This is a genomic window from Spirosoma sp. KCTC 42546, assembly GCF_006965485.1.
Lineage (GTDB): Bacteria > Bacteroidota > Bacteroidia > Cytophagales > Spirosomataceae > Spirosoma.
On sequence record NZ_CP041360.1, the window covers coordinates 3,290,208 to 3,313,491 of the forward strand.

Sequence of the window (23,284 nt, forward strand, 5' to 3'; positions counted from 1 at the left end):
TTATTTTTTATATTGGTATACTCATGCTTTATTTTATTTCACCTGGCGTTACCACAATGCGTTTATGTCGGTTTTGGCGAAGTATACTTACCGGGATTTGGCGACCAATGGTATCATCGGTTAATAGCAGGTGCAGATCATCGACACTGGTGACAGGTTGCCCATTGAAGCCAACAATAATGTCGCCCTGAAGCAATTCGCCATTGCCTGCAACCCCGTCTGGCTCTACGCTGGCCACCATTACGCCCGTTTTTGCTGTAAGCTGGTTATACTGTTTAATGCGTTCTGTAAGATTAATGAGTTGACCGGCAATGCCAAGGTAGCCTCGTCGTACACGACCGTGCATAATGAGTTTTCCGGCCACTAAGGCAGTCAGGTTTGAGGATACCGCGAAACAAATTCCCTGGGCAGGCAGAATGACGGCGGTATTTACGCCAATAACATCACCAGCCGAGTTAACTAATGGCCCCCCTGAGTTGCCCGGATTCAATGAGGCATCGGTCTGAATGACGTCGTCAATCAAGCGGCCCGATTCTGAACGTAGTGTCCGGCCGAGGGCGCTTACAACACCTGCTGTTAGCGAGTATTGGAAGCCGTACGGATTGCCTACCGCAATGGCAATTTGCCCAACTTGTACTTGTTTCGAATCGGCAAACCGAATGGCTTTAAGACCATCTGCATAGATTTTTATCACCGCAATATCCGTAGCCGGATCCCGACCAATGAGTGTTGCTTCATAATCTCGGGAGTCGGGAAGCGAAACCATAATCGTCGTGGCTCCGGCTACAACGTGGTTATTGGTGATGATATACCCATCGGTTGAGATGATAAATCCAGAACCCGAGCCACCGTCCGCATCACCCCGATTGGGAGCGCGCCGTTGGGCAGGAGTTGCAGGTGTCGATCGGCCGCTTACCTTAATTTGAACGACCGACTGGCTTACTTTTTTAGCTACATTTACTACTGTAGTTGAATAGGCGTCTAACAGCGCTGCATCCTGATTAGAGGGCTCGCCAGCCTGCGAAACCGTATCGGAAAATGTTACAAAATGCGTGTTCATTCGTAAAGTTGATTCAGTTAGGCTGAATTAAACATCACGATCTGTTCCACCATAATCTTTTATTGGTAAACCAATTGTTTATCAGTCATTTTGTCATTTTTAAGGCGCTGTGAGTTCGTTGAAAGCTAAAAGATGCCTTTATTTGTATCAATTTCGGTTAAAATGGCAGCACTAACGTATGACCTTTGAAGAATATCTGAGTCAAAAGAAAATCGACGCGAATTTATTCCAGCAAGGCGAATTTGCGCGATTTAGTGAATGGAAGCGTGAGTTCGGTCACATGCATCCGGAAAGCTTTACCGCTCAAAAGAAATTTCTTTTGAATGATACCCGAAGGAAGTACCTTGCTCGTTGAACGTGTATTAAGCGGTCTGAAGGTCAGACTGCCTTTTTATTCTAATCCTCTACTTTTTCTGCATGAGCCTTACATTAGGAGAACTACGTGGCATCACAGATGCCGTTCTGAATGCCCTGAAGGCACAAGGCATTAGCGATGGTGATTCACTTCTGGAAGCAACCAAAACGCCTAAAGATCGTAAAGATCTGGCTGCTATGAGTGGTGTTGACGGAACCACTATTCTGGAACTGGCCAATCGGGCCGACTTAGCCCGTATCAAAGGCATTGGGCGGGTCTATAGCGACCTTATGGAAGAAGCTGGTGTTGATACTGTAAAAGAACTTGCTCAACGGTCAGCTGAAAATCTGCACGCAAAACTGATTCAAATTAACAGTGTTCGGCAGTTTACCCAACGCCCGCCTTCGGTAGAACAAATTGGTGATTTTGTAGAGCAGGCAAAAAACCTGCCCAGGATGCTGGAATACTAAGAAAGGGGGTGTTACATACGCCCCCTTTTTTTAGGCTAAAAGTTAGGCCTTTACACCTGGTTCCCGCAGATAATTTTCTAAACGGCTTTCTAACTCAGTTTGGCTCAGGTTGGTGAATAGCTCGCCGTTTAATGCCAGAGACAAACGCCCACTCTCTTCCGAAACCGCAATTACGGCAGCATCTGTGGCTTCGCTCATACCCAGCGCGGCCCGGTGGCGAAACCCCAGAGAAGGCGGTAACTCATCATCTTCCGAAACCGGCAGAATGCATCGGGCCGCTCGTATCCGTCCCTCACTGATAATAACAGCCCCGTCGTGTAATGGGCTATATTGGCTGAAAATGGCGAGTAGTAGTGGTTTCGATATGTCGGCGTCGATAACCTCGCCCGATTGCGCAAATTTCTCCAGATCATCGTTTTTCTGAAGCACGAGCAATCCGCCCGAAAATTCGCCACTCAATGCTTTACAGGTATCCAGAACAGGCTTCAGAGGTGTCTGCGTTTCTACGTTGTCGGTATCTCGCAGTAACCAGCGACGAAACAGCCGACTATTTGTTAGGTTCGTTGACTTACCTATGAGCAGTAAAAAACGCCGTATCTCGTGCTGAAAAATAATAATCAACGCCAGGGCACCCACGCTGATGAAATATTCCAGAATGGTCGTCATCAGGTTTAAGCCCAGTGCTTTTACAAGCAAATAGGCCAGATAGACCAGCAGATAGCCCACAAATACCCGGCTGGCTACGCTTCCCCGAACGAGGTTATAAATTTGATAAATCAGAATAGCCACCAACCCGATATCGAGCAGGTCTAACCAGCCTATGTCTAAAAATCCCAGGCGAAATGCCAGCATGAATACGTGAAGAATGTTTCGGGGCTAAAGATAAACAGAACTTACTGGTTTACCCACGCTATTGCATTAGCCACTACAGGCGATCGCTAGCTTAATAAGAACAACTACCAGCCAGATAACCCAGCCATAGCTCCTGGATTTGGTTTCAGAAGCGCCAGGTTTATGGTGATAGTTTTCTCGGTATATCTGGTAATTGCTTTGAATTGTCGTTTTAAGGCCTGAATCACAATTGGTTCGAACGAGTTGGTGGGTGATTTCATAAACAAAATCACGCAGATAATGCTGAACGGCCACTGTATAATTCACCGCAGCTACGCAGTAGTCATTAACCACATGCCAAAAAGCGCTTTTGGGGAGGCTGTTTAAGAAATCAGCCCAGTCATCGTATACAATATAGCCAAAGGTTGTTGGATCCCGTCTATGGTTCGGTACTTTCTGGGCTTCCTCCAGTTGAGCTGTGATGTCTTGTATAAATTCGTAAATAGTTTCCTGAAGCGTATACGGTAAGGGATCGGGTAATGAAAAAGCAAGGGCCAACGGGTCTATAATCGTTGAAAATTGCCGACGCTTCAGAAGATAAGAGCAATACGCTTGAAGGCCATCGGCCAGAATTTCATCAAAAAAAGGGCTCTGCTGGCCGCTCCAGTGCTGATCGCTGATTGACTGTATGGGAAACTCAGCACCTGTCGGATTTTCGAGCCAGGCCAGTAAAGGTTTATCCTGAAAAATGGCAGCGTGATCGTTCAGGTGCTGCAGCTCTTTCAACTGGTCAATAGCTTTCAGCGCTTCATCTTTTGTGTACTGTTTGTTTCCTACGGCAATGGTAATGTCGGGTGTTAAGTTAAACTCGGCCAGTATTTTTTTACGCACCTGAACCAGGCCTGCTGGATTGAGCTGGCTGGGCTCGATTTGCAGGCTATCTAACAAGTGTAAAGGTGATTGGTAGGGCATTGTAGAAAATAGCGATTAACCGAGTCCAGTACCTTTAATTTTAGTTTCAATGACGTCACTGTTTTTAGTCAGACCGAGCAGATTGAGCAAAACGCCCCGCAGCTCGTCATAATTCTGACGATCAAGGGCTTTTTCGCCCCGTTTGATTTCAGCCTGTGCCCGCTGGTAGTCCGTATAGTCATCTGGCGACTGACTGGCGTATGAATGGAAGAAATGGACCAATATCGTGGGGGTATAGAGGACTGCGTCGTTGTAGATCCGACGGCATTTAGCCAGATGGGCCTCCACCCGAAAGTACGTATTCCCCCGCATGGCTTCGGGTTCATCGGCTTTTAACTGCTGAATTTCAGCGCGTACCTTTGGTGAGAGTTCCTGGAGTGTATCTGCCCAATACTGGAGCGATTCCATAAGGGTATAGTAACGCTCCTTTGTACGTAGAACCCGATTGCTGACGGGGCCATTCGTGTATAGCTGCCGGGCCAGTTTTCGTTTGGCTTCATCGAGTTGATATTTCTCGTCGGTGAAAGCGGCCGGTTGCAATGTTTTCGCCTGATGCTGTAATGTTCTGGCCCGGTCGGTCAAATCCTGAATTCGGGCGGCTGCTTCGTAGTCTTCCGTTTGTAGTGCCTTCTCTAAATCCAGTTCAAGCTGACTGCGTAATTCAGTTAACTCGTCGCGTAATTTGGTTAGACTCACATACCGTTGGGTAGGACTAAACACCTCATCGAATTGCTGGTCGGTCATACCCAGATGGATACTAACCGACACATCCCGGGATTCACTCATGTCTAGTTTAATCTCCACATCCGACCCTTTCACCAGATCCGTGGGCAGATCTGCGGCCCGAACCTCAATGACCCCTATATTCTTATTCGTGCTGGGATGTTGGGTTGCATCACCTTCAAGCAGATTAATGATCAGACTTTCGTCGGAGCCTTTTCGAATCGTTCGGCTAATTTCCCGGTAAATTGTTTTGGTGAGCGGCAATACACTGTTCCGGCTGAACACCAGTTCGCAGCGGGTTGCATTGTTGTGTAGATCGTCAACTTCCAGGCAAATGTCTTCGGGTAATGGCTGGCCATACAAACTAAACAAGCCGTGGGTAATGTCAACGGGATCGACCTGAACAGCTACTGGGTTGTTATAGGAATCGAAAAGGCTGATTGTAAACGTATTGACCCGGTTCGGAAGCAGCCCAACGAACTCGCCGAAACGGGCAGTAAGCGGCCGTAGTGCTGTATCAAAACCACCGTCATTACGTGTAATTCGATAGGAGAGACCCTCCTGGAAATTGATCACATTTGCCGAAATGTATTCTTCCAGATCTTTTGTCGTTTTGCTGTAACCCGTCTGAATGCGTATTGAATTGACTCCTTCGGCAGCCTGAGTCGTGGGCTTGACCAGTTGCCGGATGGGTGTATTACCCGCAAAATAAGCTGCCCCAACCGCCACCGCCGTAGTGGGATCGGCTTCGGTATTGATCGGTAGCCCCGTTCGTTCGGCAAGTGTTGTTCTAACGTAGGGAATATAGGTGCTTCCACCAATCAGGATGATTTCAGCGAGGGCATCGGTGCTTACATTATTGCGGACCATAATCGTTTCCAGCATCTCGATAGTCGCGTCGATACGGTCGCGGATAAGGGCATTAAATTGCTCCCGCCCTAGGGTGATCAGTAGATCGACTTCCTCTCCGTCGCCCATATCGAACGTCACTTCAATTTCCGTTGTCAGCCGGGTGCTGAGCTCTTTCTTAGCTTCCTCCGCTTTAAGGAGAAGTATGTGGTATAGTTTTTCGTAGCGGGCATCGCGCGTGAGAAGCTGACTGGCGAGGTCGGTCAGGCCAGTTTGCCGACTAATTTCCGGTATCAGGATGTCTACTACCAGACTATGATCGAAGTCCATGCCGCCAAGGTAATTGTCGCCCTGATGATCAAGAACGCGCATTTCATTGTCTTCTATACCGATCAGGGCTACATCGAACGTGCCACCCCCCAGGTCATACACCAGCCATTTCCCACGTTCCTTTTCGGTCGTGTACTTGTTGAAATAGGCCAGGGATGCCGCAATGGGCTCCTGAAGCAAAACCACCTCCTGGAAACCGGCTGCTAAACCAGCCTGTTTGGTGGCGTTGCTCTGAACGGTATCGAAACTAGCGGGAATGGTAACGACTATACTTTGGGGGATTTCGCCCGAATGAATGAAATTCTTAAGTTCTTTCAGAACAAGTGCCGACAGGTCAATGGGGCTAATGGATTCGCCACGCGATTGAATCTGATAGGTCTCGCTCGTGCCCATTTTACGTTTGAAACTCGAAAACACGTTGAGCGGGTCCTTCAATAGCCACTCACGGGCTTTATCGCCCACAAATACGCGCTCTTTACGAAAGGCAACGCAACTCGGTAGCGTCTCTTTCAACCCAATTGGGTTTTTGAACACCTCTACCTGAACCCCCATAAAACGGGCAATTAGCGAATTCGTTGTTCCTAAATCTATCCCGAAATTGATCGTTTGCATGACGAGTTGATTTACACGCTCTCGACAATGACGATGCCTGCCTGAACGATTTGTCCGTTTATAGTGACGATGGGTTTGATGACCTGGGTAATAGTCAGATTATCCGTTGACTCCCCGGCTACACTGGCTTCAACGTCGGTACGGGTTTCGGAGTAACGTTCCCCATCGGGGCTATGATAACTTACCCCTAACTCAAGGAGCGCCTGCCGAATCCGTTGAAGAGGGCGATTATACCCGCTACCCGCTTGCTTGTCTTTTTCTGCCTTTTTCTCGAGGGCGTGCACTTGATTTGCAATATCAACCAGGGGGCGCATTGGGGTTTAGGTATTGATAAGTTATATTTTTTAACCACAGAGGCACCGCAACGGCGGACCGTAGAGAACACAGAGGTTTAAAAAATTAAAATTATCAATTTAAACCTCTGTGGTTAATTTTTTATTTCTCAAATTTCAATCGTTTGGCCTTCGATGGCGAGGTAGGTTTCTGGAAAAACTGCCCGGGCTTCGTCTAAAAAAGGCTCAAACTGTTTGTACCGCGATGAGAAATGGCCAATTAACAAACGACCAACACCGGCTTTGGCCGCAATGGTAGCTGCTTGCTCGGCAGTAGAATGAAAAACTTCGGCAGCTCGTTGGCTATTGTCCCGCAAAAACGTTGCTTCATGGTAGAGCAAATTGACGCCCTGAAGTTGCGGAATTAACTCCTCCACGTAGCGAGTGTCGGAGCAGAACGCGTAGGAACGGGGAACAGGGCCTGGTTCGGTGTATTCGGCGGCTGCGTAGAGGAGTTGACCCTCCGCGTCCAGAATATCCAGTCCCTCTTTCAACCGTTTTAAATACGCAATTGGGACATCGGCAGGGAGCTTCTCCCGCAATAGATGAGGTTTAGCTGGTTTTTCCCGGAAAAGATAACCTGTACAGTCGATCCGGTGCTGGAGCGGAATCGACTGTACCGTCATGAGCGGATGATCGAGTAAGAAGGCCGGTTGGTCTGGCTCAACGATCTGAAAATGCAGTTTGTAGCCTAAACGAGAGTCGGACACTCGAAAAATAGTGGTCAGGACCTCATCCAGACCGCGAGGGCCAAACAGGTACAAATCTTCTGTACGGCCAGCCATATTCAGCGACGACAGGAGAGGAGCCAGGCCAAAGTAATGATCACCATGCAGGTGACTGATGAAAATATACCGTAGTCGCCCCGGCCGAATGCGTTGTTCGATTAACCGGAACTGAGTACCTTCTCCACAGTCAATAAGTACATAGTCATTCCCAACCGCCAGCAACTGGGCCGTTTGGTGGAGCCTAAGTGTGGGTGTAGCAGAGCCTGCCCCCAGAATTGTGAGGGCGAAGGGTAAATGAGTAGAGCGATGATGTTCCGATTCGTGTTGGGTCATTGTGGCCACATTAGGTCCGGCCAGGTCAGGCTTCGACACTCCCTCCGACATCGTACTCATCATCTTCTTCACTCCGAAAATCATTTTCAAGCTCATTCATAAACACAGCGTCTACCGCTTCTTCCACCGTTGGCATGATCGTTAGATCGGTGAGGTTAGACCTGTCCAAAAGTTCAATCAGATCATCATTCTTGGTAACGGCAACCAATAGCCCTTCTTCATTCGTGCATTGCCGACTGACTTTCCGAAGAACCATTACGCCAGCCGGATCAACCAGTTGAACGGGTGCCATATCCACAATAATATTACTGTATCCCTCGCGGAATAAACCACGGCTAAGGGTTTCGAAATTGGCGGGCACCTCCTCTCCAAACGTGTTCTCGGCTAATCGGATAAGGGCGTACTGTTCGTTTTTCTCGATGGTATAATTCATAGACTGCTTAATGTGTACTGAATAATGATCAAATTCTGATGTAGTTTGGTTGAACTCATTTTACATTATTCACTATGCATTTTACATTATTAATTTATTGCTCTTAGTATATTCGTTTCGATCCGAGTAAGCGGATCCGTTGCCTCATCGGGTTGAAAAGGCTGACCCGTAACGGTCTCAAACAGTTCAATATAACGCTTCGAAATTTGATTTACCCATTCGTCAGACATAACGGGTACTGTCTGGCCGGTTTTACCCTGAAAGCCGTTGGCAATAAGCCATTCTCTAACGAATTCCTTCGATAATTGTTTTTGTGGCTGACCGGCTTGCTGGTTTTGCTCATACGTGTCTGCGTAGAAATAACGCGACGAGTCAGGCGTATGGACCTCGTCAATCAAATAGACCTTACCATCCAGGTTGCCGAATTCATATTTCGTATCTACAAGAATCAGGCCTTGTTTCGCAGCCATTTCGGTGCCCCGTGCAAATAGGGCCAGCGCGTACTTCTCCAACTGAACATACTCGCTTTCCTGAACGATACCCCGTTCCAGAATTTCTTCGCGACTGATGTCTTCGTCATGGCCTTCGTGGGCTTTGGTCGATGGGGTGATGATTGGCGTTGGCAGGCGGTCATTTTCGCGCAGGCCATCGGGTAAAGATACACCGCAGAGAGTCCGGTGTCCATCGCGATATTCCCGCCAGGCATGGCCTGCCAGATAACCCCGAACAACCATTTCAACAGCATAAGGCTCGCATTTCAGGCCGATGCTTACGTTAGGGTCGGGTGTATCGAGAAGCCAGTTGGGTACAATGTCGGAGGTCGCTCGCAGAAAATAAGCGGCCGTCTGATTAAGCACCTGTCCTTTGAACGGAATAGGGCGGGGTAATACGACGTCGAAGGCTGAAATACGATCTGACGCAATCATGACGAGTTTCTCGGGAAACGCGTACACGTCCCGAACTTTACCGCGATAAAATCCCGTTTGACCGGGGAATTGAAAATTAGTTTCCTGAATGGCGTTCATGTAACGTAGGTTGTGGTTCAACGTTCGTAGTTTGAGGTTCGAGGTTTATAGTTGGCTGAACTCCAGGCTAACTACAAACCTCGAACCTCAAACTACGAACGTCGAACCATTTTATAATTTCTCAATAACAATAGCCGATGCGCCCCCGCCCCCGTTGCAAATACCGACGGCCCCGTATCGTCCACCGTTTTGCTCTAATACGTTGGTGAGTGTTGTTACGATTCGGGCACCGGATGCGCCGAGGGGATGGCCAATGGACACCGCCCCCCCAAAGGTATTTAGTTTCTCCTGCGGAACGTTCAGCACCTTACTGAACACCAGCGGAACAACGGAAAACGCTTCGTTTACTTCAAAAAAGTCAATAGCATCGACGGTTAGCCCGGCCCGTTGAAGCGCCAGCGGAACGGCTTTGGTTGGTGCTGTGGTGAACCACTGAGGCTCCTGCTCGGCATCGGCATAGGCCAGAATCCGGGCCAGCGGTTTCAGTCCCAGTTCGTCGGCTTTTCGTTGGCTCATCACAACCAGGGCAGAAGCCCCATCGCTGATGGGCGATGAGCTGGCTGGTGTGACCGTACCACCGGGTGTAAAAGCCGCTTTCAGCGTCGGAATTTTGTCGTAAATAACGTTTTTATATTCCTCATCTTCGCTCACCGTCACGCTGCCTTTGCGCCCTGCCACCTCTACAGCTATGATTTCGGCACTAAATCGGCCACTTTGCGTGCTGGCCTCTGCCCGACGGTACGACTGGACGGTATACGCATCCTGTTCCTCCCGGCTAATTTCATACTGCTGGGCGGTCTGATCGGCAAAAACGCCCATGGCACACTGATCGTAAGCATCCACAAGTCCATCTCGGGCGAGGCCGTCGACGAGTTCCGCATTGCCATATTTGTAGCCAAAACGAGCTTTGGGAACGTAATAGGGAGCATTCGACATGCTTTCCATACCCCCGGCTACAATGACATCGGCCTGGCCGAGTTGAATGGCCTGGGCTGCCAGCATAATCGCTTTTGTGCCCGATGCGCATACCTTGTTGATGGTTGTGCAGGGGATGTTGGCAGGCAATCCTGCTTGGAGAGCCGCCTGTTTGGCAGGAGCCTGGCCAACGTTGGCCGACACCACATTGCCCATGTACACTTCCTGCACCTGATCGGGCTGGACGCCCGCACGGCTGAGAGCACCCCGAATGGCCGCTGCGCCCAGCTCAACGGCAGACAGGGTTGAGAGTACACCTCCAAACCCACCAATGGGCGTTCGAACCGCAGAAATAATGACTACCTCGTTCATCTGTTTGTTGTACTCGTTTATGGTAGTTGGTAGTTGGTTTGAGGTTTACGGTGGGCTGGCGCAGTTTGTTATGCATGCGCCAGCCCACCGTAAACCTCAAACCAACTACCATAAACTCAATTTCACCAACGGTTCTCTCCTTCTTTCGGCTTCGTTTCAGCAGGCCGGGCTGACCGTGTCAGGGCATAGGGGAGGTCATCGCTCCGCATGGCATCAAGGAGTTGCAGCGCCTGCTCTTCACTCAGATTCAGCCGTTGGAAACGACGCAGCAACTCATCCTGACGATCCGATCGTTCGACACTCTGGCCGCCCATCGGCCGGGGTTTGTTAACCAGCTTTGGTTGCTGAGCCGATGAATTCTGCTTCGCGTGTTTGGCGGGAGATTTTCCCGAATAATAGGTCTTTATAAGTTCAAAATTATACCGGGCCGATTCATTATCCGCGTTTTCGAGTAGCGCCTGCTGAAATAAAGTCAGAGCAGTGGCACTGTCGCCTTCCAGACAAGCCATCACCCCTAATTGCGTAGCGGCTGCGGTTCGTAAATCAGGCCGATCCGATTGAAGCAGTGTTTCGTACTGCGGTTTAGCCCTGGCGTATTGCTTCAATTTAAAATACGTATGCCCCAGGTTTAACCGCACGGCCGGATCAATCGTGGTGGTCCGGGTGCTCAAATACGCGTAAAGGGTCAGGGCACGCTGGTACTGACCGGCCTGATAGGCGGTCTGCGCTTCCTGTCGAGCCTGGTTGTTCTGCGAAATATGGTTTACCGGAAGCATGTCGGTTAACCAAAGCCAGGCAGCAATCAGTATGTAAATCATAATGACATAACGTATGGCCGCCCAAAAATAAGACGAAACGGTGAGACCAACTCACAGCCGGAAGGTTCGGATGGTCAGAATTAAGTCAATGGCCAGAAAACCCAGGGCTGCCAGCAGGAAATAATAATATTTATTGGTGGAGACAGCTATATGATGCTGATTGATGACTCCACCTTTCAGGGATCGTAAAATGCCCGCTAACTCATTCACATACCGGCCATTGGCGTCCGCTTCAGTATAATGACCGCGTCCGTCGCGGGCCAGCTCCTGCAAAAAGGAGCGATTCAGCCGACTCCGTACAATCTGATTATCGTCGTCGCGTACAAAATCGCGTCCTTTCCGAATGGATGAACCGGCTTCGGAGCCCACGCCGACCGTAATGAGGGGCATTCCCTGGGCGCGAAGGCGGGCAAACGTAGTTCGTTCGCAGGGTCCAAAATTTTCGCCATCGCTAAACAGTACGATCGATCGAACGCTCTGATGAGTGGAGGAGTCCGTGAGCAACTTCTGATAGGCCAGTTCAAGGGCGCTGCATAAATCGGTGCCGCCGGTAGGGGCAACACTGGTATGAACCTCCCGTATGAATTGCTTGAGGGCATCCTGATCGGCAGTTAGGGGCGATAGCACAAACGACTCCGACGAGGCCAGCACGACCCCAAACCGGCTGGCGGGGAGTGTATCGCACAAGTGCTGGATATCGTACTTGACCCGTTCGAGCCGGGTTGGAACCACATCGTTGGCATCCATGGACCGGGAGATATCGACAACCAGGAACGTATCGTGGCCCGTTGTGGTCAGATCCCCTTCGGCTTCGCCAAACGATGGCCCTAGTAAGGCAACAATTAATAGCGTGAGGTAGCTGCTGCGAAGAAAAAACTTAGGGACAACCCCCCAGGCCGACGTATTTAGCTGGCGTGCGAGCCGAAATGTGCGCCAAATGTAGAGCGCATAGAGGCTAACGAACAGGGCTATGAAAAAAAAATCGGTACGGGAAAAGGGGTATAACCAGTTCATTTAACGCAAGTAGTAAGCTGATGCTGACCTAGTTTAGGTATGGGGCTAATGCATCAGGAAGGCCAAAATTAGCGATTAAGAAAAGATTTTTAGAGAAATAGCTTGACAAAAAGATTGTATTCCCCTACCTTTGTGTCCCAATCATTTAAGAAGGAAGTGGTTGGCTTCGGAGAGATGCCTGAGTGGCCGAAAGGAACAGTTTGCTAAACTGTCGTACTGGTAACGGTACCGAGGGTTCGAATCCCTCTCTCTCCGCTGAGTACAAGAGTAATCCTTCGGGGTGTAGCGTAGCCCGGTATCGCGCCTGCTTTGGGAGCAGGAGGTCGTAGGTTCGAATCCTGCCACCCCGACACTAAAAATCAGCCACTTAGCTAACTGCTAGGTGGCTTTTTTCGTTTCATGTACAACGATAGGTACAACAATATCCTGGATCAGTTCCAAAAGTTGTGGAGGGCATTGTATTTTTTTAGGTTTGTGAATTAATCAAATCTAGTTGTTTTGGAGAGTTTCTTGCCCATCGTTCAGTTTCTGTTGCCTGAGTTCATCCTACAAAATTTTGAATTGACCTCCATCGACCGCCCTGAGGGAGTCTTTCATGTTCATATCGAAGAGAAAAATGCCGATGAGACGGACCCTCAACGGAAGAATCTGCTCTCCAAAGGCTTTTTCCCCACTATCACCGTCCAGGACTTTCCCATCCGGGGCCACCAGGTATTCCTGCATATCAAGCGCCGTCGCTGGCTTAATACCAAAACAGGAAAAGTCGTTTATCGAGACTGGACTCAAGTAGCAGAAGGAACGCGGATGACCGGTGAGTTTGCCGCTTTTTTAAAAGACATCAGTCGATACCAACCCGATTAATATCCGATCAATTGGCGGATTTTATGGGGTTGGTGACCGAGCCTTATTGCGCCAATATCGTGATTTTCAGAGTGGCTTTACCGATTGGGATCAACGAGGCCACGCTAAAGAGTGGCTGTTGTATGCCCACAATCTGGGGTCGCATCTGTCATTGGATGAAACCAGTCTGTCGCAGGGAGAACTCTACACCATCCTGACGAATAAAGCGGCTAAAGGTGGCAAAGGAAGTATCGTGGCCATTGTCGCAGGAACTAAAGCCGATACAGTCATTGAAGTCTTGCGTAAGTTGCCTGAAAGTCAGCGCAAAAAGGTAAAAGAGGTTACTCTGGACATGGCGGGTAATATGGCTCTGATTGCTAAAAAATGTTTTCCCAAGGCTACTCAGGTGACTGATCGGTTCCATGTGCAACAATTAGCGCTGGAGGCTGTTCAGGACATGCGGATTGCGTATCGCTGGCAAGCCTTGGAAGCCGACAATGAAGCCCTGGAGCAAGCTAAGCTTAACCAGACCGACTATCAACCAGAGATGCTTGCCAATGGCGATACGGTCAAACAACTGCTGGCTCGCAGCCGCTATGTGCTCTATAAAAAGGCGACTAACTGGACAGAAAGCCAGCGTGAGCGGGCTATGCTGCTATTTGAGCGTTATCCAGATTTGAAGACAGCCTATGAATTGAGTCAATCCTTGAGCTACATCTTTGAGGCTACCACCAATAAGCTTTACGGCTTAGCTCGGTTGGCTAAGTGGCATGAGGGGGTACGTCAAGCGGGCTTTAAAGCCTTCAACACGGTGGCCCGCTCCATTCAGAACCACTATGAAACGATCTTGAATTATTTTGACAATCGCAGTACCAATGCCTCAGCCGAGTCCTTCAATGCCAAGATCAAAGCGTTCCGGGCTCAGTTCAGAGGGGTTCGCAACGTAGAATTCTTCTTATATCGGCTCACTCAGTTATATGCTTAATCCAAGTTGATCCACAACTTTTGACCTTGATCCAATATCCTTCCTCCTCAACTACAATTAGCATTACATTAAGTTAGTGCGTTTGCGTTTTCATACAGTATACTTCCTGAATCGGTCTCTTCTTGTCAAGCTAACTCACACACCGATTGATGAAAATTGCAGATAACCCGACCTCCTTACTACTCAAAAAAAGAATTGCCATGCTTGAAGAGCGAGCAATTACTTCTGACCAAAAAGCTGAGGTGGCTAGATTAAAGGAAAAGTTTAATGAGCTAAGTACTATAGGCGATTCGTTTAACTCAATATTCAGCTCAAAAGGGTGGATAGCATATGATTCGATGGATATGCGGGTAATGAGAAAAGCCATTGAATTATCGAAGTCAAAAGGTATGAGTCAGGCCAATGATCACTTGGTTGACTACTATGATCAAGACGTTGTCAGATCAGGAATTACAGGCCTCTGGGGCACCGAGCCGTTTAGGGCTCGGCTACACCTCATCAAACTAGCTTATGAGGATTTTTTATGTGGTCGGTACTATGCTTGCATTCCGGTACTACTTATGATGATCGATGGTGTTGTGTCAGATGCTGGCAATAATTTGGGCTTTTTCTCAGAAAAATCCGATGTCACAGCATGGAACTCAATAGCAGGTCATGAAACAGGGTTACTTGCAATCAAAGCGATCTTTTATGCGTCAAGGGGAAAGACAGAAAAGAATAAAATTACTTTACCCTTTCGAAATGGTATCATGCATGGAAGAGATCTGGGCTATGCTAATAGAGAAGTTGCAGCAAAGTGCTGGGGACTACTCTTTAGCATCCGTGATGTGCTGGCTGCTAAGCGTGATGAGGAATACAACAAGAAAAAGCATGACATAGAAAAAGCGAAGTCAGCCGAAGACATTCAAAGCGAGATGAGGGCTATACACCATAGCTTGCAAGAAGTCATCGAAATGGATTCATTTAAACGTATACCGTTGCTTATGGGAATTGATATTCCTACAACGGGTACTCCTGACGATTACCCGCCTAACTCACCAGAAGAAGCGTTAGTTGAATTTATAGAACTTTGGAAAGCTAAAAAGTATGGCCCAATGGCTGAATATATTTACTTGTCTAGCTACTTGACCAAAACCAAAATGGCTGGCCGACTACGGCAAACATTTACGGGTAAGCAACCTCATCATTTTTCGCTGATTGAAGTTCAGGACTTATCTTCTTGCAAGTGCGATATAAAAACTATAGTAGGGCTAGCACACAAGAGTGACTTTCCCATTGATTACACAGTAACTTTTAGATTGTTATACTGCGAGTTGAATAGTACAGAATTAGTTGTGAATCCGGCAAAGGAAGGCCGGTGGAAGATCGTTGATAGTTTTTCCACTATAAACCAAATCGGCACTAGCTTAGAATACTTGGAAGAGTGATATGGTAAAATTATCAATTCGACTATTTACAAGCATAATACTGATTCTGGCACTCAGCCAGTGTAAGCAGCTAACCATACCAATTCCGGCCGGTAAGACACCCACGCTTGAGAATAAAATGCCGATAGATAACGCTGATGAGCTAAGCATATATTAATATTAGCATAACTAAGCCACTACTATTTACATATTTGAGCTGAGCTTTTGTTCGAATGAAATTTAAGTTTAAATTTTATAATATTCAGAACCGATGGGTGATATGTTGCCTGAATTAAATTCAGATAATTTAAATAAAGCTGGCGAACTAGTAAAACAGACGGCAGGCTACCTGAAACTTGCTGATATTATCCGCAATATTTTAGGCGAACAAGCAGCACTATTTTTATTTCGGAAAAAGACAACTTTAGAAGCCGAAAGAGCCCAACAGTTGGCGGAAGTTGAATTGTCAAAAAAATTTATTGATAAATCAATAGATAATTTTGCCTCAACCGAAGAGGGTAAATATACCATGAGTGCCGTTGGAGCAGCGTTCGCTCATCAGCAACTACGCAAATTTAACAACCTAAGTAATATAATAGATACTGCCTTAGAAGAGCTTGAACAGAAGGAATCTGCTATTTCAGAAAAGGCCGTTGATGAAGATTGGGTGACTCGATTTTTGAATTATGCCGGTGACGTTTCGAATGATGAGATACAAAGATTGTGGGGGCGTGTCTTGGCAGGAGAAATAGCTAGACCTAGTTCCTTCTCCGTCAGAACAATTGAATTTTTAAAAAATGTCTCCAAGGTAGAAGCTGAAATTATTAATGATATGGCAAAAGTTTGCTTATCTATGAATGTTATAGCTTTTTTACCTGGAAGAATCAGCGATTATACTTCTGAAAATCAAAGTAAATTAAGTCAAGATGATTTAACTCGTTTAGATGAGCTTGGGTTAATTCAACTTCAAAATAAAGTAATAAATTTAACAATCACTCATAGTCAAAATCAGACTTATATTACTTTTAACTATGGAAGATTTATTGTCTTTTTCGACGTTATAACTGACCTGTATAATATATATATACCCGCTATAAGTTTGAATCAAACGGCCAATGAACTAAGGCAATTAATTGATTTTGAAATAGATACAAAGATTCTTATGCAAGTAAAAAAACTCATTATAGATGCAATTGGCAATAAGCATCCTATGACCTGTAAATATATAGATTCGCGTTATTTAAAGATTGAAAATTACGGGAGAGGCCAAACAATATTAATCTATTTTCGCACATCAAAAAATGAGAAGGAAATAATACTAAATTAAAGCAATAGATGGCACAAAGGAGAAAGCTTCAAGTATTTGTCTCTTCTACCTATACGGACCTTAAAGAAGAACGTCAAGCTGCTGTTGAAGCTATCTTGACGGCACGCCATATTCCCGCTGGCATGGAGCTATTGGCTGGCTAGAATGAAGATTATACTAATTCAATACTGGTTTGACGCATCTCTTATATATGGAAACGCGGTTATCGATACCACTTTATCGGCCAATAATTCGACCGCTTCTTGCACGCATTGTTGAGCCTGCTCCAGTGTGGTAAAGACCCGACTTTTTAGCTGTCTGCGCACTTCCTTGAAGAAACGTTCCACTGGATTTAATTCGGGGCAAGCTGTCGGTAAACGAATAAAGCGCAACTTGTCCTTAGCAAAAAACTCGGCTTTATGGGCCGTGGCTCCATCAGCAATAAACAAAGCCTTGCTGATTAAACAAGTTTGTACTTGCTCGATGAACCATTGAAACTGCTCCCCATCCAGTCGGGGTAAAAAAGCGGCAAAGCCTTCACCCGTCAAGGGGCAACTTGTCAAATAGAGCCACACGCTTTCATAGCCAATCTTGACAGGAGCAACCGGGCGATGACCCATAGGTGTCCACTTAGTGCCAAGTTCAGTCCGGGTACCAGTCCGTAATTCATCATGGAAAAAGATGGCCTCATCAGCGTAGCCTTGCCTTAGCTGTTGAAACTTTTTTTAAAAGCCTCGACTGCCCCCGGTTGCTGACGGGCATTAACCGGGCGGCCCTGTTTGGGCTTGACTTCGAGTCGTTTGCAGAGTTCACTGACGCCACCAATGGTGTAGTCAACTCCAAACGAGTCCGCCAAGAAGGTTTGAATATTGGCTAAAGTTTGGGCCTGATTAGTGAGCAGATAAGCCCGGAGTCGGCTGATTTGGGTAGTGGAGAGTTTGCCCCAGTAGGGCACGTATTGGGATTGAAGCAAGCCGGTAATTCCTTTTTGTTGATAGCGTTGCCAAAGCCGTTGCGCTTGTCGAAGGCTCAGGTTAAGTTGCTTGGCAACGGCCAGTTGAGTCGTAAGCTGTCCTGCTTTAAGAATCCGCAGGAAACGGACATAATCGCGCAGGCGGGCATTGGTTTGTTGCTTTTCAAGCCTGAGCAGATCGTCCAAGTCTTGGGTGATTTTACTAGCGTAATTCATACTGCAAATATACGACTTACCACATTTGAATTAGTATAATTTCTCTATCCGCTGCCAGGTTTCGCCCAATCGTACCAGAAACTGAGTTAACTGAGTAGCATTAAAGATACGGGTCAGATCTGCCTGGGTAATTGGATACTCCTTTGAAGGTTCGTAATCAGATTCAGGATCGAAACCAATAGCTCTGTGTGTGCACTCTTGCAGTAGCTCATTAACCAGCTCTACAGGACCAGAAGTACCTGCTTCGTTGAGGAAGCCATTAATTAAGCGGTGTAGCTCCCTATACTGGCTACTGAGTAAAGGGTTTGGTTGCCGATTGTCAACCGTAGAAGACGTTTGGGCCTCGTTTTGGGCCGATTGTGGAAGGGTAGTTGCATAGTCTCCCTTACCCACGTAGTTTTGCTCCGTGTTCATTTTTACTTAGTAGTTAAAATGCTCACAATGGCCCCAACGTTCATTCCACCAAGTCTGTAGCGTTGGGGTTCCCTGTGTTTAGGCAGATGATTTTCACCTGCATGACATTACAATATTAGATAAACTTAGAATATGTTCAAAGCTTTGTGGTAATTTTTTTTATTCAAAAATCAATCGAGCTTTTAGATTCAAAGCCTCGGCAATCTTCTGAACCGTCTCAAGTGAAAGATTCGCTACGCCGTTTTCATACCTATTGAATGATGCCTCTGTGATGCCCATTTTTTTACCTATTTCTTTTTGAGTTAACCCTTTGGCTTTTCTCGTATCGCGTATGAGTTGCCCAACCTGAACTTTTATGTCTTCCATGATTATGAGGTTTCATTCACAAAGATAAGACTCAAACTTAATACATATTCTAAGTAGCATCTCGGTTAATCGAGCGGCAAAATTACATGTAGATACACGTTATAGATAAGTTAATTCAGTCCATCCAATTACCCTACCAGATGCGTAATACGTGTAATCTCACCGAAAAAAGGGTGTTTTTCCCGTAGGAAATTTATAGTTAACAGCAGTTCTTGCAGAAGAATTACTAAAAGATAATGCGGATTTTTGAAGATAAAATCAACTTATCTAAAGTCATAATTAGAAATTTGAATCATAATCATAGACTTATATTGTGATTCAATCAATTAGTAGCAATTCAGAGATAATTGAATGTAAAGAAATATATTTTTAAGGGTTTTATTGCATTATAACCAAAAAGCAATGCTGACTACCACGAAGTTTCAATCTTATGTTCTAACCATAACAACATTTATAGTTTATACATTATGGTTTAAGTACAATGAATATATACAAATAAATCCATATTTAAAGCTTATTTCTACTTCATTATTATCGCTGGGTTTGTATAAACTTATTACTATTTTATTTCTGGCAATATTTCAGAGAATAAGGTTGGTAAGGAAATTTTTCCTCGGCCCCAAATATTTAGAAGGAACTTGGGTTGGATTTTATATAGGTATTGGTGGGAGCGTACGCTTTATAGTTGAACATTTTGAGCAAGATTTTGAAATATTAATTGTTAGAGGAAGAGCTTATAATGATCAAAAAAAATTTCATACATCATGGATCTCATATCCAGCAAATATAGATATAGTAAAGGGTGAATTAACTTATATGTATGAGCTAAAAGGAGCACAGCAAATTTCAAATGGAACAGGCATAGTTTATTTTAATTTTTACCGTAAAAATCAAATTAGTGCCCCAACTATGATAAGTGGTTTTTCTGCTGACCTAGAAAATAAGGGTGTAAGAACAAAATCTTTGGAACATAAAATATCAGATGATGTCAAAATTACTGATTCTCAGGCACTAACAAAAGCAATTGAGTTTTATAATTTGAATAAAGATAATTTCTAAAGATAAAACTTTGCTTTTAGAGATTATTTATGGATATATAAGACAATAAAACTTACATATTGTATCCTTTAACCATAGCAATATGCAAATTTCAATAAAAATTCCCGATTTTCTTTTAGAGAAGCTTAAAAGGTCAGTTTATAATAAACTCGTAGAAGATGTCTTGTCGAATTATGTCGATTGGATAGCGCGAAATGAAACGGTTTTTTTTAGAGAATATACAGATCATGGCATAGATCATTTAGAAGGTGTATTAGAAACATCAGTTTCTTTATTAACCGATAAATCTAAGAATATTTTTAGTGACTCGGATGCTTGCTTATTGGTAATCTCAACTATCTTACATGATGTGGCATTACATATACATGAAGATCAATTTATTATATTAGTTAGTAAGGGTTCATATACAAATCATATTAAAGAGCTTGATTCAGAAACTTGGCACACCTTATGGATTAAATATGCGGCAGAAGCAAGTCGATTTAGTCAATCTCAATTACAACTATATTTTGGAGTGTCGGAAACTATACCTATCCCTGATTTGAAGTCACCTCAATCATGGAACCCATTGCAATATCAATTAATAGGTGAATTTTTGAGACGTAATCATCCAAGACTTGCTCATGATTTTGCCGTGTTTGGTTTCCCTGCTGTAGAAAACGGTAGCAATATATTTATTAAGCCTGACGATGGGAAATTTAAAAAATTCATAGACTTAGCAGGGTTAGTTGCAAGAAGTCATGGTACTTCTTTGAGAGGGTTATTTGATTATATTAAAAATACATTTGGTCATCTAAGAGATCAGGAAGGTTCGCATGCAATCTATATAATGACTGTTTTACGAATAGCAGATTTTCTTCAATTACAGTCTTCAAGAGCACCCAAAGGGCAAATGATTGTAAAAAATTTAAAAAGCCCTCTAAGTAGGAGAGAATGGAGTATTCATTCTGCAATTCAAAACATAGTATATGATCAACATGAAGATCCAGAAAGTGTTGAAGTAATTATTGATCCATCGAAAATCACTATTGAATTATTTTTAAGAATTCGAGATTTACTGAATTTATTACAAAAAGAGTTAGATTATTCTTGGGCTGTTTTAGGTGAGGTATTTGGCAGGTTCAATGAAAGTGCCCTGGGCTTAACGATTAGACGTGTACGCTCCAATATTGACGATAATAAGAAATTTAGTAAACAAGCAGGCTTTGTAACAGAAAAAGCTACATTTACAGCTGCTGATGCGGAACTATTAAAGTTATTTATTAAGCCTTTATATGGAGATAAACCGGAAATTGCAGTACGAGAGCTTATTCAAAATGCAGTTGATGCAGTCAGAGAGCGATTAATATTTGAACCCAATAACACTGATCTAGAAAACTCTCCTGCTGTTATAGTCTCTATCCATAAAGTTGAAGATAGTAAATGGATGCTTCGTGTTGAAGATAAAGGAATTGGCATGTCTTTAAATACAATAATTGGTTACTTTTTAAATGCAGGGGCCTCATTTAGATTATCAACCATTTGGAAAGAAAAATTTATTGACGAAAAAGGTAAAGCTAAAGTTTTAAGATCAGGCCGATTTGGTGTAGGTGCTTTAGCTGCTTTTATGTTGGCAGAAGATCCTACACAAATTGAAATGAAAGTGACAACAAGACATATTTCAAGTAATATTGATGGAGCTTATGAATTTACTACTAAATTATCCGATACTCCCATACAGATTAAATATGTTGATAAAAAAGAGCCAGGTACAGTTATAGAGATAATAACTGCAAACCCACCAGCATTCCTCCAGGAATCATCAAAGGAAAATACTTCTGAAAATTGGGATTGGTATTGTTTGGATAAGCCTATAGTCGAGCGGTTAAGTTTAAATGGAAAGCGCCTTCAGCAAATGGTTTCATTGCCATCCTCATTAGAAACATCTAAATACGATTACCATTGGATAGAGCCAAAAGATTATGAAAGTATTGGTTGGACGTACTCTGATTTTCCGCCAGTCGTTTGTAACGGTATAATAGTAATTGGCAATAAAAATAGTGCAAAATATACACTTGCAGATGGTAAGTTTATTAATAAAGAAATCAAGATGAATTTGCCATCTTTGTCAATTTTCGATAAAGATGGCAAATTACCAATTACGTTAGATAGGTTAAGGATTGAATACAATCAATTGCAATTTCTTGGGGAAATTAGAGAGGATGTTGAAAAAAACATTTTAGCATTTTTTCTAACTGCGGCTCCAAATGAATATATTGTTAATAATAAAAATTTCAATGAGCCACTATTGAAAATTCATCCATCTTTAAAAGGTCATTTAAGTAAAATACCATGGATGTTTTCTGAGTCAGGAACTATACTCTATTGCCCTGAGTTGTTGAGTAGTTCAAAAAATAAAAATATTGTAGAAGTTGCTGATTCATCGCTTATCCCATACTTAACTTCTAACTTGCCTTTAAACTTGAAAAATCCATGTTTCGCTATTGACGTTTATTCAATATGGGATGATTTGCAGAGTAGATCACTGAAAGTAATAGGTGGGTCTAGATTGAAAATAGAACGACAACAGATTGATCAAGGCAAGCTATATAACATTTTAAGTTTATTAGACAATCGTATTGCCATAAATAGAGAAAACTATATTTCTCTTGATTCAATAAATAGTTTTCTTCGTCAAAAATTCGAATATACAAATTTGAATAGTTTTGATGATATACTCGAATTAATCGAAAGAAAACTGCAATTTTTTAGACCATATCTAGATACTGATTCTGATGATTATTATTTTGAAGCAATGACAACTATTCGTAGAAGAAGTTTTTCAATAGATGTATTAAAACGCTTTCTATATGAGTTAGAGGATGCGAATATAGCAACGGAAAGTCATAGTTTCTTTCAAATTTTTAATAACAAGAGAGAGACTGGCAATTTGTCTAAAAATAAAAATATCAAAGCAATAGTTGCAAATTTCCTTGGCAGGAATCATAGACAGTATGATAAAGAATTATTATATAGCATTGAACGCGAGATTGGGCATCTTTTTGATAATAATTTTCAATTTGATAATATTGAATACCATAGATTAAGAGAGGATATAATGCATAAGATTAATCGGCTAAATCAAAGGGCAACAAATTACACTGATTTAAGTTTTATATTGCAAGAAATAAAAAATTTAAATCAGTTACCACCAGTCATTGATGTTGAGAGTTTTGGCCAAGCCGATAGAACTCTAGATTGGATTAAGATTAAGACACTTGATTTTAAGAGAGAATCTGCATCCTTTCCAGTTGCTGAGATTGTATTAGATAATGATTTCAAATATACATCATCTAATAACTTCTTGGCAAAAATATGGATTGAATATATTGGTTATAATGAAATTCCATTTGATGAACCCTCAAGACGAGAGCTTATTGATAAAATTCAAACTAAAGTTAATATTGAAAGGCATATTTTGCATTGGAATAATGCCCTTAATGAAGAGGCTAATAAACGTGCCATCAAGTAAAATAATATTCATTTATCTTCTGTATGGTAATTGAAG

At 44.0% G+C, this 23,284-nt stretch carries 24 protein-coding genes and 2 tRNA genes; 11 read left to right on the forward strand and 15 right to left on the reverse strand.

Annotated features, from left to right (window positions below):
- Window positions 1–28: 28 nt before the first annotated feature.
- A complete protein-coding gene (locus EXU85_RS13365; protein ID WP_142772562.1) occupies window positions 29–1,060 on the reverse strand; it encodes a S1C family serine protease in 1,032 nt (343 codons plus the stop codon).
- A gap of 178 nt (window positions 1,061–1,238) precedes the next feature.
- Between EXU85_RS13365 and EXU85_RS35340 the strand changes: the two genes are divergently transcribed.
- Together EXU85_RS35340 and EXU85_RS13370 are read left to right on the forward strand one after the other, a co-directional pair.
- The gene (locus EXU85_RS35340) at window positions 1,239–1,415 is read left to right on the forward strand and encodes a hypothetical protein (protein WP_168207786.1); all 177 of its coding nucleotides are present in this window, start codon (window positions 1,239–1,241) and stop codon (window positions 1,413–1,415) included.
- 62 nt (window positions 1,416–1,477) lie between these two features.
- The gene (locus EXU85_RS13370) at window positions 1,478–1,885 is read left to right on the forward strand and encodes a DUF4332 domain-containing protein (protein ID WP_142772563.1); all 408 of its coding nucleotides are present in this window, start codon (window positions 1,478–1,480) and stop codon (window positions 1,883–1,885) included.
- A gap of 42 nt (window positions 1,886–1,927) precedes the next feature.
- On the opposite strand, the gene cdaA is transcribed toward EXU85_RS13370, so the two are convergent.
- From cdaA to EXU85_RS13420, 10 genes are all read right to left on the reverse strand, one after another.
- Window positions 1,928–2,737, reverse strand: a complete 810-nt coding sequence (gene cdaA / locus EXU85_RS13375; RefSeq protein WP_142772564.1) for a diadenylate cyclase CdaA — start codon at window positions 2,735–2,737, stop codon at window positions 1,928–1,930.
- Between the two features lie 66 nt (window positions 2,738–2,803).
- On the reverse strand, window positions 2,804–3,688 hold the full coding sequence (locus EXU85_RS13380; RefSeq protein ID WP_142772565.1) for a hypothetical protein: 885 nt from the start codon (window positions 3,686–3,688) through the stop codon (window positions 2,804–2,806).
- Window positions 3,689–3,703: 15 nt separating this feature from the next.
- On the reverse strand, window positions 3,704–6,202 hold the full coding sequence (locus EXU85_RS13385) for an Hsp70 family protein (RefSeq protein ID WP_142772566.1): 2,499 nt from the start codon (window positions 6,200–6,202) through the stop codon (window positions 3,704–3,706).
- A gap of 11 nt (window positions 6,203–6,213) precedes the next feature.
- Window positions 6,214–6,516: a hypothetical protein gene (locus EXU85_RS13390; RefSeq protein ID WP_142772567.1), complete on the reverse strand. Its 303-nt coding sequence runs from the start codon at window positions 6,514–6,516 to the stop codon at window positions 6,214–6,216.
- Window positions 6,517–6,644: 128 nt separating this feature from the next.
- Window positions 6,645–7,595, reverse strand: coding sequence for a ribonuclease Z (locus EXU85_RS13395; protein ID WP_246859629.1), 951 nt, complete (start codon window positions 7,593–7,595; stop codon window positions 6,645–6,647).
- Window positions 7,596–7,620: 25 nt separating this feature from the next.
- On the reverse strand, window positions 7,621–8,028 hold the full coding sequence (locus EXU85_RS13400; RefSeq protein ID WP_142772568.1) for an STAS domain-containing protein: 408 nt from the start codon (window positions 8,026–8,028) through the stop codon (window positions 7,621–7,623).
- An 89-nt stretch (window positions 8,029–8,117) separates the two neighbouring features.
- Complete coding sequence (locus tag EXU85_RS13405) at window positions 8,118–9,053, reverse strand: phosphoribosylaminoimidazolesuccinocarboxamide synthase (protein ID WP_142772569.1); 936 nt, start codon at window positions 9,051–9,053, stop codon at window positions 8,118–8,120.
- A 111-nt stretch (window positions 9,054–9,164) separates the two neighbouring features.
- A complete protein-coding gene (locus tag EXU85_RS13410; protein WP_142772570.1) occupies window positions 9,165–10,340 on the reverse strand; it encodes an acetyl-CoA C-acyltransferase in 1,176 nt (391 codons plus the stop codon).
- A gap of 122 nt (window positions 10,341–10,462) precedes the next feature.
- Entirely contained in the window at window positions 10,463–11,158 is a 696-nt protein-coding gene (locus EXU85_RS13415; protein ID WP_142772571.1) for a tetratricopeptide repeat protein, read from the reverse strand.
- Between the two features lie 51 nt (window positions 11,159–11,209).
- Window positions 11,210–12,172 (reverse strand): VWA domain-containing protein, encoded by a 963-nt coding sequence (locus EXU85_RS13420; protein WP_142772572.1) that lies wholly within the window; start codon window positions 12,170–12,172, stop codon window positions 11,210–11,212.
- A gap of 168 nt (window positions 12,173–12,340) precedes the next feature.
- On the opposite strand from EXU85_RS13420, the gene EXU85_RS13425 reads away from it, so the two are divergent.
- From EXU85_RS13425 to EXU85_RS13455, 7 genes are all read left to right on the forward strand, one after another.
- Window positions 12,341–12,427: transfer RNA gene (locus tag EXU85_RS13425), tRNA-Ser, on the forward strand.
- A 21-nt stretch (window positions 12,428–12,448) separates the two neighbouring features.
- Window positions 12,449–12,522 (forward strand) — tRNA-Pro (locus tag EXU85_RS13430).
- Window positions 12,523–12,670: 148 nt separating this feature from the next.
- A complete protein-coding gene (locus EXU85_RS13435) occupies window positions 12,671–13,033 on the forward strand; it encodes a transposase family protein (protein ID WP_142772573.1) in 363 nt (120 codons plus the stop codon).
- A gap of 46 nt (window positions 13,034–13,079) precedes the next feature.
- Complete coding sequence (locus tag EXU85_RS13440) at window positions 13,080–13,997, forward strand: transposase (RefSeq protein WP_246859202.1); 918 nt, start codon at window positions 13,080–13,082, stop codon at window positions 13,995–13,997.
- Window positions 13,998–14,146: 149 nt separating this feature from the next.
- Window positions 14,147–15,424, forward strand: coding sequence for a hypothetical protein (locus EXU85_RS13445; RefSeq protein WP_142772575.1), 1,278 nt, complete (start codon window positions 14,147–14,149; stop codon window positions 15,422–15,424).
- Window positions 15,425–15,683: 259 nt separating this feature from the next.
- Complete coding sequence (locus tag EXU85_RS13450; protein ID WP_168207787.1) at window positions 15,684–16,730, forward strand: DUF2806 domain-containing protein; 1,047 nt, start codon at window positions 15,684–15,686, stop codon at window positions 16,728–16,730.
- Between the two features lie 8 nt (window positions 16,731–16,738).
- On the forward strand, window positions 16,739–16,873 hold the full coding sequence (locus tag EXU85_RS13455) for a DUF4062 domain-containing protein (RefSeq protein ID WP_210422467.1): 135 nt from the start codon (window positions 16,739–16,741) through the stop codon (window positions 16,871–16,873).
- A gap of 18 nt (window positions 16,874–16,891) precedes the next feature.
- On the opposite strand, the gene EXU85_RS13460 is transcribed toward EXU85_RS13455, so the two are convergent.
- The 4 genes from EXU85_RS13460 to EXU85_RS13475 all read right to left on the reverse strand — a co-directional run bounded on the left by EXU85_RS13460 (window position 16,892) and on the right by EXU85_RS13475 (window position 18,678).
- Complete coding sequence (locus EXU85_RS13460; protein WP_142772577.1) at window positions 16,892–17,392, reverse strand: transposase; 501 nt, start codon at window positions 17,390–17,392, stop codon at window positions 16,892–16,894.
- Window positions 17,393–17,415: 23 nt separating this feature from the next.
- Window positions 17,416–17,898 carry a winged helix-turn-helix domain-containing protein gene (locus EXU85_RS13465; protein WP_142772578.1) on the reverse strand — a complete coding sequence of 161 codons (483 nt, stop codon included), beginning with the start codon at window positions 17,896–17,898 and terminating at the stop codon, window positions 17,416–17,418.
- 30 nt (window positions 17,899–17,928) lie between these two features.
- Window positions 17,929–18,312, reverse strand: coding sequence for a hypothetical protein (locus EXU85_RS13470; RefSeq protein ID WP_142772579.1), 384 nt, complete (start codon window positions 18,310–18,312; stop codon window positions 17,929–17,931).
- Between the two features lie 159 nt (window positions 18,313–18,471).
- Window positions 18,472–18,678, reverse strand: coding sequence for a helix-turn-helix domain-containing protein (locus EXU85_RS13475; RefSeq protein ID WP_142772580.1), 207 nt, complete (start codon window positions 18,676–18,678; stop codon window positions 18,472–18,474).
- A 402-nt stretch (window positions 18,679–19,080) separates the two neighbouring features.
- Here EXU85_RS13475 and EXU85_RS13480 point away from each other — a divergent pair, with 402 nt between their 5' ends.
- Complete coding sequence (locus EXU85_RS13480; protein WP_142772581.1) at window positions 19,081–19,737, forward strand: hypothetical protein; 657 nt, start codon at window positions 19,081–19,083, stop codon at window positions 19,735–19,737.
- Between the two features lie 82 nt (window positions 19,738–19,819).
- Window positions 19,820–23,248 carry an ATP-binding protein gene (locus EXU85_RS13485; protein WP_142772582.1) on the forward strand — a complete coding sequence of 1,143 codons (3,429 nt, stop codon included), beginning with the start codon at window positions 19,820–19,822 and terminating at the stop codon, window positions 23,246–23,248.
- Window positions 23,249–23,284 lie beyond the last annotated feature (36 nt).

What these genes read in the sequence shown, in the direction of transcription:
- EXU85_RS13365 (WP_142772562.1), bottom strand. Translation starts at nt 1,060, where the DNA reads ATGAACACGCATTTTGTAACATTTTCCGATACGGTTTCGCAGGCTGGC.
- EXU85_RS35340 (WP_168207786.1), top strand. Translation starts at nt 1,239, where the DNA reads ATGACCTTTGAAGAATATCTGAGTCAAAAGAAAATCGACGCGAATTTA.
- EXU85_RS13370 (WP_142772563.1), top strand. Translation starts at nt 1,478, where the DNA reads ATGAGCCTTACATTAGGAGAACTACGTGGCATCACAGATGCCGTTCTG.
- cdaA (WP_142772564.1), bottom strand. Translation starts at nt 2,737, where the DNA reads ATGCTGGCATTTCGCCTGGGATTTTTAGACATAGGCTGGTTAGACCTG.
- EXU85_RS13380 (WP_142772565.1), bottom strand. Translation starts at nt 3,688, where the DNA reads ATGCCCTACCAATCACCTTTACACTTGTTAGATAGCCTGCAAATCGAG.
- EXU85_RS13385 (WP_142772566.1), bottom strand. Translation starts at nt 6,202, where the DNA reads ATGCAAACGATCAATTTCGGGATAGATTTAGGAACAACGAATTCGCTA.
- EXU85_RS13390 (WP_142772567.1), bottom strand. Translation starts at nt 6,516, where the DNA reads ATGCGCCCCCTGGTTGATATTGCAAATCAAGTGCACGCCCTCGAGAAA.
- EXU85_RS13395 (WP_246859629.1), bottom strand. Translation starts at nt 7,595, where the DNA reads ATGACCCAACACGAATCGGAACATCATCGCTCTACTCATTTACCCTTC.
- EXU85_RS13400 (WP_142772568.1), bottom strand. Translation starts at nt 8,028, where the DNA reads ATGAATTATACCATCGAGAAAAACGAACAGTACGCCCTTATCCGATTA.
- EXU85_RS13405 (WP_142772569.1), bottom strand. Translation starts at nt 9,053, where the DNA reads ATGAACGCCATTCAGGAAACTAATTTTCAATTCCCCGGTCAAACGGGA.
- EXU85_RS13410 (WP_142772570.1), bottom strand. Translation starts at nt 10,340, where the DNA reads ATGAACGAGGTAGTCATTATTTCTGCGGTTCGAACGCCCATTGGTGGG.
- EXU85_RS13415 (WP_142772571.1), bottom strand. Translation starts at nt 11,158, where the DNA reads ATGATTTACATACTGATTGCTGCCTGGCTTTGGTTAACCGACATGCTT.
- EXU85_RS13420 (WP_142772572.1), bottom strand. Translation starts at nt 12,172, where the DNA reads ATGAACTGGTTATACCCCTTTTCCCGTACCGATTTTTTTTTCATAGCC.
- EXU85_RS13445 (WP_142772575.1), top strand. Translation starts at nt 14,147, where the DNA reads ATGAAAATTGCAGATAACCCGACCTCCTTACTACTCAAAAAAAGAATT.
- EXU85_RS13450 (WP_168207787.1), top strand. Translation starts at nt 15,684, where the DNA reads ATGTTGCCTGAATTAAATTCAGATAATTTAAATAAAGCTGGCGAACTA.
- EXU85_RS13455 (WP_210422467.1), top strand. Translation starts at nt 16,739, where the DNA reads ATGGCACAAAGGAGAAAGCTTCAAGTATTTGTCTCTTCTACCTATACG.
- EXU85_RS13465 (WP_142772578.1), bottom strand. Translation starts at nt 17,898, where the DNA reads ATGAATTACGCTAGTAAAATCACCCAAGACTTGGACGATCTGCTCAGG.
- EXU85_RS13470 (WP_142772579.1), bottom strand. Translation starts at nt 18,312, where the DNA reads ATGAACACGGAGCAAAACTACGTGGGTAAGGGAGACTATGCAACTACC.
- EXU85_RS13475 (WP_142772580.1), bottom strand. Translation starts at nt 18,678, where the DNA reads ATGGAAGACATAAAAGTTCAGGTTGGGCAACTCATACGCGATACGAGA.
- EXU85_RS13480 (WP_142772581.1), top strand. Translation starts at nt 19,081, where the DNA reads ATGCTGACTACCACGAAGTTTCAATCTTATGTTCTAACCATAACAACA.
- EXU85_RS13485 (WP_142772582.1), top strand. Translation starts at nt 19,820, where the DNA reads ATGCAAATTTCAATAAAAATTCCCGATTTTCTTTTAGAGAAGCTTAAA.